The sequence below is a fragment of the Pantoea sp. X-Soil-YNGN-844 genome, assembly GCF_059730595.1.
In genome coordinates, this window is record NZ_AP036007.1 from 286,084 (window position 1) to 301,060 (window position 14,977).

A 14,977-nucleotide genomic window follows, 5' to 3' on the forward strand; every position below is an offset into this window, starting at 1 on the left:
GAGGCGTTTTTGAGAGACACGATTTTCAGCCTGTACCGGATAAAAATTAGCGGAAACGAAAGATTTTGCGGCGTGACAAGGCGCAGAGCGAGGACGTCAGCGGGAGCATACTGAAGTATGTGACCGGTGCGGCCGAGCGATGGCAACGCGGTCATGGCGTGAAAGATTCGTTTCGTGCACAAAGAATTTGCCTGGCGGCTTTAGCGCGGTGGTCCCACCTGACCCCATGCCGAACTCAGAAGTGAAACGCCGTAGCGCCGATGGTAGTGTGGGGCCTCCCCATGCGAGAGTAGGGAACTGCCAGGCATTAAATAAGTGAAGAAGCCCCGCACGCGAGTGCGGGGCTTTTTTACGTCTGTTGTTTGCCACTTTAAGCTGAAACCTTTTCATTTTCTGCATGAAACCTCGACATCTTACAACGATCAGGCTAATGTTGGGCATCCAGATGTCTAAACGTTTATATGGTTGCGAGAGGTGAGCAGGTTATGCCAATCAGGGTTCCCGACGAATTACCGGCAGTGAATTTTTTGCGCGACGAAAATGTCTTTGTCATGACATCGTCGCGCGCCAGTGTTCAGGAGATCCGACCGCTTAAAGTGCTTATACTGAATCTGATGCCGAAAAAGATCGAAACGGAGAATCAGTTTCTGCGTCTGCTTTCCAACTCGCCCTTACAGATCGATATTCAGCTGCTGCGCATCGACAGCCGCGAGTCACGTAATACGCCCACGGAGCACCTCAACAATTTTTACTGCAATTTTGAAGATATCCAGCACGACAACTACGATGGCTTAATCGTGACAGGTGCACCACTGGGACTGGTTGATTTTAATGATGTCGCCTACTGGCCCCAGATTCAGCGCGTACTGCACTGGGCCAATGAGCACGTCACCTCCACCCTGTTTGTCTGCTGGGCTGTGCAGGCTGCGCTTAATATTCTGTATGGCATTCCCAAGCAAACCCGGCATAACAAGCTGTCTGGCGTCTATGAGCACCAGATTCTGCATCCCCATGCGTTACTGACCCGGGGTTTTGATGATAATTTCCTTGCGCCACACTCACGCTATGCTGATTTTCCTACTCAGCTGATCACGGATTACACCGATCTTGAGCTGTTTGCTGAATCGGAACAAACCGGCGCCTATCTGATGGCGAGTAAAGACAAACGTCTGGTGTTTGTTACCGGTCACCCGGAGTATGATGCGCTGACGTTGTCGGGTGAGTATCATCGTGATTATGAAGCGGGAGTAAGCCCGGAAGTCCCGTATAACTACTTCCCGCAGGATAATCCGGCTCTGCCACCGCGCGCCACCTGGCGAAGTCACGGCAATCTGCTGTTCTCGAACTGGCTTAACTACTATGTTTACCAGATCACCCCGTTCGATCTGCGCCGCATGAATCCAACGCTGGAATAGTCCCACCTGACGATCAACTGAACCGTGTTAGCCAAAGGCAACACGGTTTTTTTTCGTCTGTAAAACGCTAATGAAATCCGTTCCTTTAATAAAAATAAATTTAATTGCATGTAAAACATTGGGATAGAATTATTTATATATAAAAATGGAAATAGTTTTTGATTTAGAAAAATAAATGATTATGCTCTGATCCTGTCGCTCACAAAACGAACACCATGTGGATCCGCTGCATTCGATCCTTTGAATACAGGAGAAAGCCAGCATGACAGACTCAGTGATCAGCCATACCCTCTCTTTCAGCCAGCCCTTTAACCATGCTGAACAGCAGTTGTTAACTCCCGAGGCCGTCTCTTTTCTGGAGGCGCTGGTTGCGCGCTTTGCACCGCAACGCGACGTGCTGTTATCAGATCGCCAGCAGCGTCAGCAGCAATATGACCAGGGCTATCTGCCAGGCTTCGATATGGAAACCGCTTCCATAAGAGCCAGTGAGTGGCATATTCAACCCATTCCGGCAGACTTAGAAGATCGTCGGGTCGAGATTACGGGGCCACCCGAGCGAAAAATGGTGATTAATGCCCTGAACGCAAACGTAAAAGTTTTTATGGCCGACTTTGAGGATTCGCTGTCGCCGGAGTGGTCAAAGCTGATTGACGGGCAGCTGACACTGCGCGAAGCGGTGCAGGGCACCCTGAGTTACACCAGCGACACGGGCAAAATTTATCAGCTCGGCGCTAATCCAGCGGTGCTGATGTGCCGGGTTCGCGGCCTGCATTTGTCAGAAAAACATGTCAGCTGGCAGGGTGAGGCGATTCCGGGCGGACTGTTTGATTTCGCGCTCTATTTCTTCCACAACGTCCGGCCTTTGCTGGCTAAGGGCAGCGGACCTTACTTCTATCTGCCTAAGACCGAGAGCTGGCAGGAGATCGCATGGTGGCGTGAGATCTTCAGCTTCAGCGAGGATCAGTTCGATCTGCCGCGCGGCACGATCAAAGCAACAGTGCTGATTGAAACCTTACCCGCCGTGTTTCAGATGGATGAGATCCTGTGGAATCTGCGCGATCACATCGTTGGACTCAACTGTGGCCGCTGGGATTACATCTTCAGCTACATCAAAACCCTGAAACAGCATCCGGATCGCGTCCTGCCGGATCGCCAGTCCGTCACCATGTCTCAGCCGTTTCTGGATGCTTACTCGCGTCTGCTGATTAAAACCTGTCATCGCCGGGGAGCATTCGCGATGGGCGGAATGTCAGCCCTGATCCCCGCTAAAGACCCGACGCGCAATGCCTGGGTATTGCAGCGCGTAACGGAAGATAAACAACGGGAGGCGGGCAACGGGCATGACGGCACCTGGATTGCGCATCCGGGCCTGGCAGATACCGCAATGGCAGTCTTCAATGCCGTGCTGGGCGACCGACCCAACCAGCTGCATGTCATGCGTGAAGAAGATGCCCCGATCACGGCGGAGCAGTTAATCGCACCCTGTCAGGGTGAGCGCACCGAAGCGGGGATGCGCGCCAACATCCGCGTCGCGCTGCAATACCTTGAAGCCTGGATAAGTGGTAACGGCTGTGTGCCGATTGACGGGCTGATGGAGGATGCCGCTACTGCTGAGATTGCACGCACCTCAATCTGGCAATGGATTCGTCATCAGCAAATGCTGAACAGTGGTCAGCAGGTCACGGCCGAACTGTTTCTGCGCTGGCTGAACGAAGAGCTGCATCTGCTGCAAAACGCGCTGGGCGAAGCCCGCTTTAGTGCCGGTCGCTATGACGACGCGGCGCAGCTGATGGCGCAGATCACTACCGAGCGCGAGCTGGTTTCCTTTCTTACCCTGCCAGGCTACCGCCTGATCCCCTGAACAGAGGAGCTATTGCCATGACACGAACTCAACAGATAGAACAACTGGAACAACTCTGGCAGACCGCACGCTGGCAGGGCATTACCCGCCCTTATAGCGCCGCAGAGGTCGTCAATCTGCGCGGTTCAGTCCTGCCCGCCTGTACGCTGGCGGAGCGCGGTTCGGAGAAGTTATGGGCGCTGCTGAACGGCGAAGCGAAGAAAGGGTACATCAACAGTCTGGGGGCGCTCAGCGGCGGGCAGGCACTGCAGCAGGCCAAAGCGGGTATTGAAGCAATTTACCTTTCTGGCTGGCAGGTGGCTGCGGATGCCAACGTAGCCGGGCAGATGTATCCCGATCAGTCGCTCTATCCAGTGAACTCGGTGCCGGAAGTGGTGACCCGCATCAATCAGACCTTTCAGCGCGCCGATCAGATTCAGTGGTCCAGCGGTATCGAAAAGGGTGATAGCCGGTATACCGATTTCTTTCTGCCGATTGTCGCTGATGCGGAAGCCGGTTTTGGCGGAGTACTCAATGCGTATGAGCTGATGAAGGCGATGATTCAGGCGGGCGCGGCTGCGGTTCACTTCGAAGATCAGCTGGCGGCGGTAAAAAAATGCGGTCACATGGGCGGCAAAGTGCTGGTACCGACTCAGGAAGCGATTCAGAAACTGGTGGCGGCGCGGCTGGCTGCGGATGTCATGGACGTGCCAACGGTACTGCTGGCCCGCACCGATGCCGACGCCGCGGATCTGATTACCTCAGACTGCGATGAATACGATCGTCCTTTTATCCGTGGCGACCGGACGGCAGAAGGCTTCTTCCGCACACACGCTGGCATTGAACAGGCGATCAGCCGCGGGCTGGCCTATGCCCCTTATGCTGACATCCTGTGGTGCGAAACCTCGACGCCGGATCTGGCGATGGCGCAGCGCTTTGCCGACGCCATCCATGCGCGCTTCCCCGGCAAACTGCTGGCCTACAACTGCTCGCCATCGTTCAACTGGAAGAAGAACCTCGACGACCGCACCATCGCGAAGTTCCAGCAGGCGCTTAGCGACATGGGCTATCGCTTCCAGTTCATCACGCTGGCGGGCATCCACAGCATGTGGTTCAACATGTTCGATCTGGCGCATGCCTATGCCCAGGGCGAAGGGATGCGTCACTACGTTGAAAAGGTTCAGCAGCCTGAGTTCGCTGCCCGCGATCGCGGTTACAGCTTCTCGTCACATCAGCAGGAAGTCGGCACCGGCTATTTCGATCAGGTGACCAACATCATTCAGGGCGGTAAGTCTTCGGTCACCGCGCTCACCGGTTCGACTGAAGAGCATCAGTTCTGACGCTTCTGCTATGACGGATTCCCCGCCCGCACCACGCGGGCGGGCATTGACCGGAGCTGACTATGCCGCCACGTGAATCCCTGATCGCCCACACTATCCTGCAGGGTTTTGATGCTCAGTATGGCCGTTTTCTGGATATTACCGCCGGGGCGCAGCAGCGGTTCGAGCAGGCAGAATGGCAGGCAGTGCAGCATGCGATGAAGGCCCGTATTCATCTCTATGATCATCACGTCAGTCTGGTCGCCGATCAACTGCGGGTGCTGAATGGCGCGGCCAGCTGGGATGAGATTTTCTGGCTGCGGGTCAAGGATCATTATCAAAGTCTGCTGCCCGGCTATCCCCGGCATGAAATTGCTGAAAGCTTCTTTAACTCGGTTTACTGCCGGCTGCATGGACATACCGACCTGCAGCCTGACCGGCTGTTTATTTTCAGCTCTCAGTCCCGGACTGCGCCGGTGGCACCTTTGCGACCGTTGTCGCGCCATTATCAGCCGGAGCGGGGCTGGCAGGCATTGGTGGATCAGGTGCTGGGAGATTTACCGCTGACGCTGCCCTGGCAGCACCGCGCGCGTGATGTCGGCTGGATTGTCCGCCACCTGCAGTCGCATTTCCCCCGGCTGGATCAGGGCTGGCTTGAGGTTAACAGTGAACTCTTCTATCGCAACAAAACCGCCTGGCTGGTGGCGCGCCTGCATCAGCCGGAAGGCATTTTTCCCTGTCTGCTGCCGATCCAGCGCACTGACAGCGGCGAGCTGTGGATCGACAGCTGCCTGACTGATGTGAATGACGCCAGCATTGTCTTTGGTTTTGCCCGTGCCTATTTCATGGTGTATGCCCCGGTGCCTGCGGCGCTGGTCGCCTGGCTGCAACCGATTCTGCCTGGCAAAACGCTGGCGGAGCGCTATATGGCGATTGGCTGCCAGAAGCACGGTAAAACTGAAAGCTATCGTGAATATCTTCAGGCGCTGGCAGAGGGTGACACCGCTTTTGAGATCGCGCCCGGCGTGCGCGGCATGGTGATGCTGGTCTTCACGCTGCCGGGCTTTGACTGGGTGTTCAAGGTCATCAAAGATCGCTTCGCACCGCAAAAAGAGGTGACGGAAGCGCAGGTCCGCGCCTGTTATCAGCAGGTCAAAGAGCACGATCGCGTGGGACGGATGGCGGATACGCAGGCGTTCGAGCAGTTTGCGCTGCCGTTGTCGCGTATCTCACCGGCGCTGCTGGCGGAACTCCACGCCTGCGTGGCAGAAAAGCTGCATATCGAAGGCGATCGCCTGATCATCCGTCATCTGTGGCTGGAGCGTCGTATGCAGCCGCTTAATCTCTATCTGGCGCAGGCCAGCGACGCTGAGCGACGACACGCCATTGAGGAGTATGGCAATGCCATTAAACAGCTGGCAGCCGCCAACATCTTTCCTGGCGACATGCTGTTTAAGAACTTCGGCATAACCCGCCATGGGCGCGTGATTTTCTACGACTACGATGAGATCCGCCCGATGCAGGAGCTGAATTTTCGCGAGGTGCCTGCGGCGCGCTATGAGGAGGATGAACTCAGCGCCGAACCGTGGTACAGCGTCGGGCCGGACGATGTCTTCCCGGAAACCTTCCGCTATGCGTTATGCAGTGAAGCTGCGACCGGTGCCTTGCTGCTGCAACTGCATCCGGAGATATTCGACGCCCGCTGGTGGCGCGCGCAGCAGCAGCGCCTCGCTCTGGGTCATGTGGAAGAGGTGATCGCCTGGCGGCAGACGCAGCGTTTCAGCGTCCGCTATGCGGCAGAGACGGTCAACGGCCGCTATACGCCAGCGTAACCTGACGCGCTTCGCGGATGACCAGCGCACCTAATTCCGTAATCCGATCGTCTGTCATGCGCGCGATGGGACCGGAGATAGAGAGCGCGGCAAACGCTTCGCCATGTTCATCATAAATGGGCGCGGCGACACAGCGCAGTCCGAGCGCATGCTCTTCATCATCCAGTGAAAAGCCGGCTTTGCGCACCTGGGCCAGATTCTCTTTCAGGCTCTGCGGCGACATCAGGGTCTTCGGCGTGTAGTAGTGCAATCCTTTCTGATGCAGCAGGGCGGTGATCTGCTCATCACCCAGATGGGCCAGAAAGGCTTTGCCTGCGCCTGACGCGTGCATCGGCAGTTTGCCGCCAATCGGCGCAGACATCCTCATCAGCTGGGTGCACTGCACCTGATCAATGATCACCGCCTGGTGGTCGCTGAGATCCAGCACCGCCAGATTCACCGTCTCACCGGACTGTTCCATCAGGCTACGCAGCACCGGGTGGACCAGCGCCAGCAGATTGCGGCTTTGCAGGAAACTGCTGCCGACCACAAAGGCGTGCGCGCCGATTGTCCACAGCCCGAGATCGCCCACCTGACGGACAAAGCCCTGCTGTTGCATGGTGCTGAGCAGGCGATGCGTGGTGGAGTTAGGCAGGCCCGCCTGCTGTGCCAGCTCGGTCAGCGCCACGCTGCCATGAGAATCCGCAATCAGCTCCAGCAGGGTCAGGCCGCGCGTCAGCGATTGAACCTGACCGCCCGCCGGTGCGGCGACAGGGGTGCCGCGGGGTTTCTTACCGCGCTTAACAGGAACGGGCGTTGCCATCGTTGTCTCTCCTTTTGCATTGTGGAAATCATTTTCGTTTTAATCACACCGTTTGCAAACGCTGGTTTTCTGGTCAGACCTGTATGACCATGGCTGGAACCTGTCGCAGAAGAGGTTACTTTGTCGCCAGACAGGCTTGTGCCAGAATGAAAAACAGGGTTTTCCGCCAGCAGACTGACGTGAATGGGGCAACAGTGAGCACTAAAATCGACGCGCTACATCAGCAGCTCGCACAACGCATTATGGTGTTAGATGGCGGCATGGGCACCATGATCCAGAGCTACCGGCTGGAGGAAGAGGATTATCGCGGCAGCCGTTTTGCTGACTGGCCCTGCGATCTCAAAGGCAACAACGATCTGCTGGTGCTGAGTAAACCCGAGGTGATCCGCGAGATCCACGACGCCTATCTGGCTGCCGGTGCAGATATCCTGGAAACCAACACCTTCAACGCCACGTCGATTGCGATGGCGGATTACCAGATGGAAAGCTTGTCGGCGGAGATCAATTTCGAAGCGGCCCGGCTGGCGCGCGCCTGCGCCGATGCGTGGACGGCGAAAACGCCGGATCGCCCGCGTTATGTCGCGGGTGTACTCGGCCCGACCAACCGTACCTGCTCGATCTCACCCGACGTCAACGATCCTGCTTACCGCAACGTCACCTTCAATCAGCTGGTGGAAGCCTACCGTGAATCGACCCGTGCGCTGGTGGAGGGCGGTGCTGACCTCATCATGATTGAAACGGTGTTCGATACGCTGAATGCCAAAGCGGCCATTTATGCGGTGAAGACCGAGATGGACGCGCTGGGTGTGAAACTGCCGCTGATGATCTCCGGCACCATCACCGATGCGTCCGGCCGGACGCTCTCCGGCCAGACCACGGAAGCGTTTTACAACTCGTTGCGTCATGCCGAACCGCTCTCTTTTGGCCTGAACTGCGCGCTGGGGCCGGATGAGCTGCGTCAGTATGTGGCGGAGCTTTCGCGCATCGCCGAGGGATACGTCACTGCCCATCCCAACGCCGGTCTGCCGAACGCCTTTGGCGAATACGATCTCGATGCAGAACTGATGGCGGAGCAGATTGGTGAATGGGCTACCTCGGGCTTCCTGAACATTATTGGCGGCTGCTGTGGCACTACGCCGCAACATATTGCGGCTATGGTCGCGGCGGTTGAAGGCGTCGCGCCGCGCAGGTTGCCAGTGATTCCGGTGGCCTGTCGCCTCTCCGGTCTGGAGCCGCTGAACATCACCGCAGAGTCGCTGTTTGTTAACGTTGGTGAGCGCACCAACGTCACCGGCTCAGCAAAATTTAAGCGGCTGATCAAAGAAGAGAAGTACAACGACGCGCTGGAAGTGGCGCTGCAGCAGGTGCAGAGCGGCGCGCAGATTATCGACATCAATATGGATGAAGGAATGCTCGACGCCGAAGCGGCGATGGTGCGGTTTCTGAATCTGATTGCGGGCGAACCCGATATTGCCCGCGTGCCGATTATGATCGACTCCTCGAAATGGGAGGTGATTGAGAAAGGGCTGCAGTGCATTCAGGGCAAAGGTATTGTGAACTCGATTTCTATGAAAGAGGGTGAAGCGGCCTTTATCCACCATGCGCGCCAGGTGCGGCGTTACGGCGCGGCGATGGTGGTCATGGCGTTTGACGAAGTGGGCCAGGCGGATACCCGCGCCCGTAAAATCGAAATCTGTCGCCGCGCTTACCGGATCCTGACCGAACAGGTCGGCTTCCCGCCGGAAGATATCATTTTCGATCCCAACATCTTTGCGGTCGCTACGGGCATCGACGAGCACAACAACTACGCGATGGATTTCATCGGTGCCTGTGAAGACATCAAGCGTGAACTGCCCCATGTGCTGATCTCCGGCGGCGTCTCTAACGTGTCGTTTTCATTCCGTGGCAACGACCCGGTGCGTGAAGCGATACATGCGGTGTTTCTCTACTACGCCATCCGTAACGGCATGGACATGGGCATCGTCAACGCAGGCCAGCTGGCCATCTATGACGATCTGCCGGCAGAACTGCGCGAGGCGGTGGAGGATGTGATCCTCAACCGACGGGATGATGGTACTGAGCGGCTGCTGGCGCTGGCGGAAAAATACCGTGGCGGCAAAAGTGACGGTACGCAGGACAAGCAGCTCGCCGAGTGGCGCAGCTGGGACGTGGTGAAGCGGCTGGAATATTCGCTGGTCAAAGGCATCACGGAGTTCATCGAGCAGGATACCGAAGAGGCGCGTCAGCAGGTGCCACGCCCGATAGAGGTGATTGAAGGGCCGCTGATGTCCGGGATGAACGTGGTCGGCGACCTGTTCGGCGAAGGCAAAATGTTCCTGCCACAGGTGGTGAAATCGGCGCGCGTGATGAAGCAGGCGGTGGCGTATCTGGAGCCGTTTATCGAAGCCAGCAAAGAGGCGGGGCGCAGCAACGGTAAAATCGTGCTGGCCACGGTTAAAGGCGACGTGCATGACATCGGCAAGAATATCGTCGGCGTAGTGCTGCAGTGTAATAACTACGAAATTATCGACCTTGGCGTGATGGTGCCGGGCGAGAAAATCCTCAAAACGGCGCGTGAAGTGAAGGCGGACATTATCGGCTTGTCTGGCCTGATTACGCCGTCGCTGGATGAGATGGTCAATATGGCGAAAGAGATGGAGCGGCAGGGTTTTACCTTACCGCTGCTGATTGGCGGCGCGACCACCTCGAAGGCGCATACTGCCGTCAAAATTGAACAGCACTACAGCGGCCCGACGGTCTATGTGCAGAACGCCTCTCGCACCGTTGGCGTGGTGTCGTCGCTGCTTTCCGCCACGCTGAAAGACGACTTCGTTGCCCGAACCCGCAAAGAGTATGAGACCGTGCGCATCCAGCATGCACGTAAAAAGCCACGCACGCCGCCGGTCTCGTTGCAGGCGGCGCGCGACAACGCCACGTCGATTGACTGGGAAAGCTACACGCCGCCGGTGCCGCATCGCGCTGGTGTCAGTCAGGTGGAGGCCAGCATTGCGACGCTACGCAACTACATCGACTGGACGCCGTTCTTTATGACATGGTCGCTGGCGGGTAAATATCCCCGCATTCTTGAAGATGAGGTGGTGGGTGAAGAGGCGCAGCGTCTGTTTGCCGATGCCAGTGCGATGCTCGACAGATTAAGTGAGGAGTCACTACTGAAGCCGCGTGGCGTGGTCGGTATTTTCCCGGCTAACCGGGTTGGCGATGATATCCATATTTACCGCGACGAGCGACGCGATGAAATTTTGTGTGTGAGTCATCACTTACGTCAGCAGACAGAGAAAACCGACTTCGCCAACTACTGTCTGGCGGATTTCGTTGCCCCGAAGTCAGCGGGAAAAGCGGATTACCTTGGCGCGTTCGCGGTGACCGGCGGACTGGAAGAGGATGCGCTGGCGGAGGCCTATGATCGTCAGCACGATGACTACAACAAGATCATGGTGAAAGCGCTGGCTGACCGTCTGGCGGAAGCTTTTGCTGAATACCTGCACGAGCGGGTGCGTAAGGTGATCTGGGGCTTTGCGCCCAACGAAAACCTCAGCAATGAAGAGCTGATTCGCGAAAATTATCAGGGGGTACGTCCGGCGCCAGGCTATCCGGCCTGCCCTGATCACACTGAAAAAGCTGCCATCTGGCGTCTGCTGGCGGTTGAAGAGCAGACCGGCATGAAACTGACCGAATCCTTTGCCATGTGGCCGGGTGCGGCGGTGTCCGGCTGGTACTTCAGCCATCCTGACAGCCGCTATTTCGCCGTGGCGCAGATTCAGCGTGATCAGGTAGAGGATTATGGGGCACGCAAAGGCATGTCGGTCAGCGAAGTGGAGCGCTGGCTGGCACCCAATCTCGGCTACGATGCGGATTAAATAAAAAAAGCGGGCAGAAGGCTGCTTGAAGGGAGGGGAATCAACTCGGGGCCTGTCAGCTGTGATATCGAGCCAGCGCAGGAAACACGGTCAGATCGGAAAGACGCAAAAGCCGTCATCCATGACACGCTCGGCCCGCGCCGTCCTGGCGCGGGACGCTTTCCTCTTCTGACCGTGTTCCCTGCGCATTGAGCTTAGGTGTTGCGGCCAGATTTACCCTGAGCCTGCGTCTGTAAACAGTGTTGAGCGGCCCGGAGGCCGCCTCTGCTTAGTTGAAGCGAGCGTCGCGATCCGACGTCAGATCATACAGCTGGTATTTACGACCCAGCATCTGACCGCCATCACGCGTCAGCGGTACCCAGTTCACCTGCGCGCGACCGCGTGTTGGCGTCACGGTGAACAGATCCATCGGGATGGAGATATAGAAGCCTTTGGTGAAGTCGCCTTCGCCATACTCTTCAGACGACACGTTGGTTTTGGTGGCATAAACACCGACCATCACGCCGCTGTCGAAGCGCTTCGACACATCGACCGTCACACCTTTATCTTTCGCCAGATACTGACCGACGCTGGTTTTCACCAGCACATCCTGCATGAACCACGGACGCCAGTAACCGGTCAGGTTGCCGGTTGACGCTTTGTAGCGGTTAAACTGCATCATATTGTCCCAGTCACGCTGACGGACGTAGTTGGCATCGACGCCCACCGCCCAGTTCGCATCGACCGGACGATAAAGCAACTCGCCGCCCACGCCGCCGTACATCGTCTCCAGATAGCCGCCGTAGACCTGACCATAGAAGCCGTTACCGAGGTGGCCCATATAGTTCGCCTGCAGATCGTTAACGTAGACGTTGTTCTCAACGTAGTCGCGGATATGGGTACGCACGCGCGGCAGCGAAGAGTCCGCCGGTGCGCCGTTGTAGTTGAATTTGTCGTAGTTGTTAGCGAGGTTACCAAACAGACTGCCGCCCACCAGCAGGTGATCCGTCAGCCAGTAATCCGCGCTGGCCATCACGCCAACCTGATACATGTAGAAGCTTTCCGGGCCGCCCACCGACTGATTCAGCACCGGTGAGAGGCTATAGTTCAGGCGATCCTGGCGGATAAACATCCCCTGCTCGGTGTTACCCGGATCGACCGGTTCTTTGCGGGTTTGTTGCAGCCGCTGCTCATGGCCCAGCGGGTAGCCTTCCAGATCGTTACGCAGACTGGCAACTTTCGTCTCAGTAGTCACCTGCGGCATGTTAAAGCGCGACTCGGTCACATTGATGGTGTCGATGCCGTCCGGCAGGTGGTTCATGATGATGCGGTTAGCGCGATCAACGCCTTCACGGGTATCACGATACTTCGTCTGCTCGCCTGACACATACAACGTGTGGCCCTGAGTCTGAATCCGCGGACCATCAAGACCTGCGTTGTATTTCAGATCGGTCAGCTGAGTTCCGACTACCGTCGGTTCCAGCAACTGAGGCTGCGGCTGCGGATTGTAGGCCGGCTTCTCGCTGTCGATGTGCGCCTGACGCAGATCGTTGAAGTTGGTACGGATGGTGACACCAAACATAAAGGTGTTGCCGCGCTCGTAGCTGGCGTTGATGTCAGCCCAGTCGGTCACACGATAAATCGCGCCGACATTGAGCTTGCTGCGCTGATCAAGGCGGCCAGCAAAGTCATTCTGGTAGTCGTTGCCCTCATACTCCATCTTGAGACGCAGCGGCTGCCAGGGCGTCTGATACTCCACGCCGCCGAAAAATGCTGTCGGACCGTGGAACATCTGCGAGCCATTGATGGAACCCGCTTCGCCCACCCGTGGACGCTGGCAATAGCTGTCGCTATAGGAGCAGAACGGGTTCTTCACGGTGCCGCTGTTGCCGAGATAGCCCCAGCCGAGGCCCAGGGTGAAGTCGAACGGTCCCCAGGCTTTGGTTCCCACCACATATTCACTGTCAAACAGGCCGGTACCGCCGAGATCGCGCGTTCCCACCGCCACTTCCGGCAGCCAGAAGCCTTCCTGCCACAGACGCAGTTTCAGGTCGAAGGCTTTATCCTTATAGCTCTGCGTGCCACTGAATTCTGACACTGCACTGTACTGCCGGGTGCGCACGTCGGTATAACGCACGGTCGTCTCCAGCCAGGGAAAGAGCTGCAGTGACGCAGAGTAATAGCGGTACTGATCGTTATCGCGCGCATTGAGGCTGAACTCGCCTTCTTTGGCCATGCGCGCCGTCGGCACCTGCATCAGGCCCACACCACCGAAATCAGATTGTGACGGGCCCACCGGCGCGGGGAAGGTGTCGGCCTGGGCCTGACAGGCTGCCGCCACGGAAACAGCCAACAGGCTGAAGAGATAACGTTTTTTCATCAGTCTGGTATCCGGTGAGTCAGTACGGAAAGAATGCGATCGTTCAGATCTTCATAGCTGCCTGGCAGGCTCCATGAGGAAAAGCCGAGCCAGATAACGCTGCCTGGCTCCACTTCCGCGTGGCGATGATTCCAGTAAGCAACCGGCACCTGCTGTGTGGCGCCGGAAGGCGAAATCACCGTGACAAAATTGCGTTCTGCGCCGGAGAGTGACGGGTGACCCTCCAGATAGTCGCGTACTGATTTACCCGGCTGCCAGCTCACTTTGCCTGCGCCGCTTAGTGCGCCGAGCAGCAGCACTGAATCGGATGGCGTCTGCAGCCAGAGGTCATAGCTGCCTTCAAGCCGACGGTTGTCCGCCGGATGGAGACGGATCCAGTCCGGGTCAAGCGGGGTGAACTGGCGACCTGTCACGTTGATGGCGCTCAGCTGGCGAATGACCTCATCAATGGCCGCCGCCCGATCGCCGCTGCTGTCAGCACGCCAGGCACGTAAAGCCCCCATCGTCTGTTGATATTGCTGCTGTGCGACGGCGCTGGCACCGCGCTCGGCAATAACGGTACGGCGCCAGTCCGTGTTGGCCTGCAGCGGAGGCAGTGTCACCAACTGAGAGAGATCCGCGATCTGGTTCAGCTCAGCCTGACCGCCGTTGTGCGGTGCATGAACGATAACCTGCGCAGTCGCCTGCGCTTCTGCGGCGCTGAGCAGGCTCAGCCCGGCCAGCAAAATAGTGATTTTTTTCATGATTTCGCCGGCTTCAGAATAGTGATATCGACAGGGAAGGCATCGGCCGCCAGCATCTGATGGGCCTGCACCACATCACCGCTGCTGTTGTCGATCCAGAAGGTGTTTTCCCACTCGCGGTTACTGCTGTCGATGCTTACCTGCTCATGCCAGACACGGCACGGGATACGGTTGCCCGCCACGGTCAGCACGTCGTCGGTGCCGCGCTGGAAGGTGGAACGCACGGTCGCGCCGCGAACCTTGCCCTGCTCGGTCCACTGCACGATGCGGGTCCAGCCTGCGCCACTGCTGATATGCAGGCTGTCAGCAAGCGGATCCTGTTGCAGATTGCTGACGCTCAGCAGGTTATCCGGTAAGCCCAGGGTTTTAACCAGGCGGCCGTGCTGTGTCACCAGCATCGCCTGATCCTGCGTCACCCATTTCTGCTGCCCCTTCTCGCTGTAGCCCAGCACCACAAAAATGCGCGGACCGTCATTCAGACGAGCATAGAGACTGGCATAGGGAAGATTGTTGACCTGTTGATCGGTGACGGTCACGTCATCCGGACCGTTAACCGCGAGCAGCAGGGTCTGTTCAAGACCTTTTTGCGTTTGTGTACAGGCCTGCAGCAGCAGGCAAGCGAGCAGCAGAGGAAGTCGGCGCACTGTGTGTCCCTGATAAGTCATGCCAAAGTAAAAAATAACCACACAGGCGTGTGGTTATGTTTAAAGGTGCTCTGCCCGTCACGGCTGGCTGCAGAGATACAGGTTACAAGGCTCAGCGTCATCACTTAACTGAGTCAGTGATTCA

9 protein-coding genes and 1 rRNA gene are annotated in these 14,977 nt (G+C 57.3%); 6 read left to right on the forward strand and 4 right to left on the reverse strand.

Annotated features, from left to right (window positions below; genetic code table 11):
* Positions 1-190: 190 nt before the first annotated feature.
* From rrf to aceK, 5 genes are all read left to right on the forward strand, one after another.
* Positions 191-306 (forward strand): 5S ribosomal RNA (gene rrf / locus AC6I8C_RS01230).
* A 179-nt stretch (positions 307-485) separates the two neighbouring features.
* A complete protein-coding gene (gene metA, locus AC6I8C_RS01235; protein ID WP_013359748.1) occupies positions 486-1,415 on the forward strand; it encodes a homoserine O-acetyltransferase MetA in 930 nt (309 codons plus the stop codon).
* 262 nt (positions 1,416-1,677) lie between these two features.
* A complete protein-coding gene (gene aceB / locus AC6I8C_RS01240; RefSeq protein ID WP_497821381.1) occupies positions 1,678-3,276 on the forward strand; it encodes a malate synthase A in 1,599 nt (532 codons plus the stop codon).
* A gap of 17 nt (positions 3,277-3,293) precedes the next feature.
* On the forward strand, positions 3,294-4,595 hold the full coding sequence (gene aceA, locus AC6I8C_RS01245; RefSeq protein ID WP_497821382.1) for an isocitrate lyase: 1,302 nt from the start codon (positions 3,294-3,296) through the stop codon (positions 4,593-4,595).
* Positions 4,596-4,657: 62 nt separating this feature from the next.
* Complete coding sequence (aceK, locus tag AC6I8C_RS01250) at positions 4,658-6,406, forward strand: bifunctional isocitrate dehydrogenase kinase/phosphatase (protein WP_497821383.1); 1,749 nt, start codon at positions 4,658-4,660, stop codon at positions 6,404-6,406.
* Here the strand turns inward: aceK and iclR are convergent.
* Positions 6,381-7,208: a glyoxylate bypass operon transcriptional repressor IclR gene (gene iclR, locus AC6I8C_RS01255; protein ID WP_033734860.1), complete on the reverse strand. Its 828-nt coding sequence runs from the start codon at positions 7,206-7,208 to the stop codon at positions 6,381-6,383. The genes aceK and iclR overlap by 26 nt on opposite strands.
* A 242-nt stretch (positions 7,209-7,450) precedes the next feature.
* Between iclR and metH the strand changes: the two genes are divergently transcribed.
* A complete protein-coding gene (gene metH / locus AC6I8C_RS01260) occupies positions 7,451-11,086 on the forward strand; it encodes a methionine synthase (protein ID WP_497823291.1) in 3,636 nt (1,211 codons plus the stop codon).
* A 268-nt stretch (positions 11,087-11,354) separates the two neighbouring features.
* Here metH and AC6I8C_RS01265 read toward each other — a convergent pair whose 3' ends face one another.
* From AC6I8C_RS01265 to AC6I8C_RS01275, 3 genes are read right to left on the reverse strand one after another with little or no spacing between them, the layout of a single operon-like run.
* Complete coding sequence (locus tag AC6I8C_RS01265; RefSeq protein ID WP_497821384.1) at positions 11,355-13,445, reverse strand: YjbH domain-containing protein; 2,091 nt, start codon at positions 13,443-13,445, stop codon at positions 11,355-11,357.
* Entirely contained in the window at positions 13,445-14,188 is a 744-nt protein-coding gene (locus AC6I8C_RS01270; RefSeq protein ID WP_497821385.1) for a capsule biosynthesis GfcC family protein, read from the reverse strand. The genes AC6I8C_RS01265 and AC6I8C_RS01270 overlap by 1 nt, the downstream gene beginning before the upstream one ends.
* Positions 14,185-14,832, reverse strand: a complete 648-nt coding sequence (locus tag AC6I8C_RS01275; protein WP_497821386.1) for a YjbF family lipoprotein — start codon at positions 14,830-14,832, stop codon at positions 14,185-14,187. The genes AC6I8C_RS01270 and AC6I8C_RS01275 overlap by 4 nt, the downstream gene beginning before the upstream one ends.
* Positions 14,833-14,977 lie beyond the last annotated feature (145 nt).

Coding starts and splice junctions, on each gene's coding strand:
- aceK (WP_497821383.1), top strand. CDS start 4,658: ATGCCGCCACGTGAATCCCTGATCGCCCACACTATCCTGCAGGGTTTT.
- metH (WP_497823291.1), top strand. CDS start 7,451: ATGGTGTTAGATGGCGGCATGGGCACCATGATCCAGAGCTACCGGCTG.
- metA (WP_013359748.1), top strand. CDS start 486: ATGCCAATCAGGGTTCCCGACGAATTACCGGCAGTGAATTTTTTGCGC.
- aceA (WP_497821382.1), top strand. CDS start 3,294: ATGACACGAACTCAACAGATAGAACAACTGGAACAACTCTGGCAGACC.
- AC6I8C_RS01265 (WP_497821384.1), bottom strand. CDS start 13,445: ATGAAAAAACGTTATCTCTTCAGCCTGTTGGCTGTTTCCGTGGCGGCA.
- AC6I8C_RS01270 (WP_497821385.1), bottom strand. CDS start 14,188: ATGAAAAAAATCACTATTTTGCTGGCCGGGCTGAGCCTGCTCAGCGCC.
- iclR (WP_033734860.1), bottom strand. CDS start 7,208: ATGGCAACGCCCGTTCCTGTTAAGCGCGGTAAGAAACCCCGCGGCACC.
- aceB (WP_497821381.1), top strand. CDS start 1,678: ATGACAGACTCAGTGATCAGCCATACCCTCTCTTTCAGCCAGCCCTTT.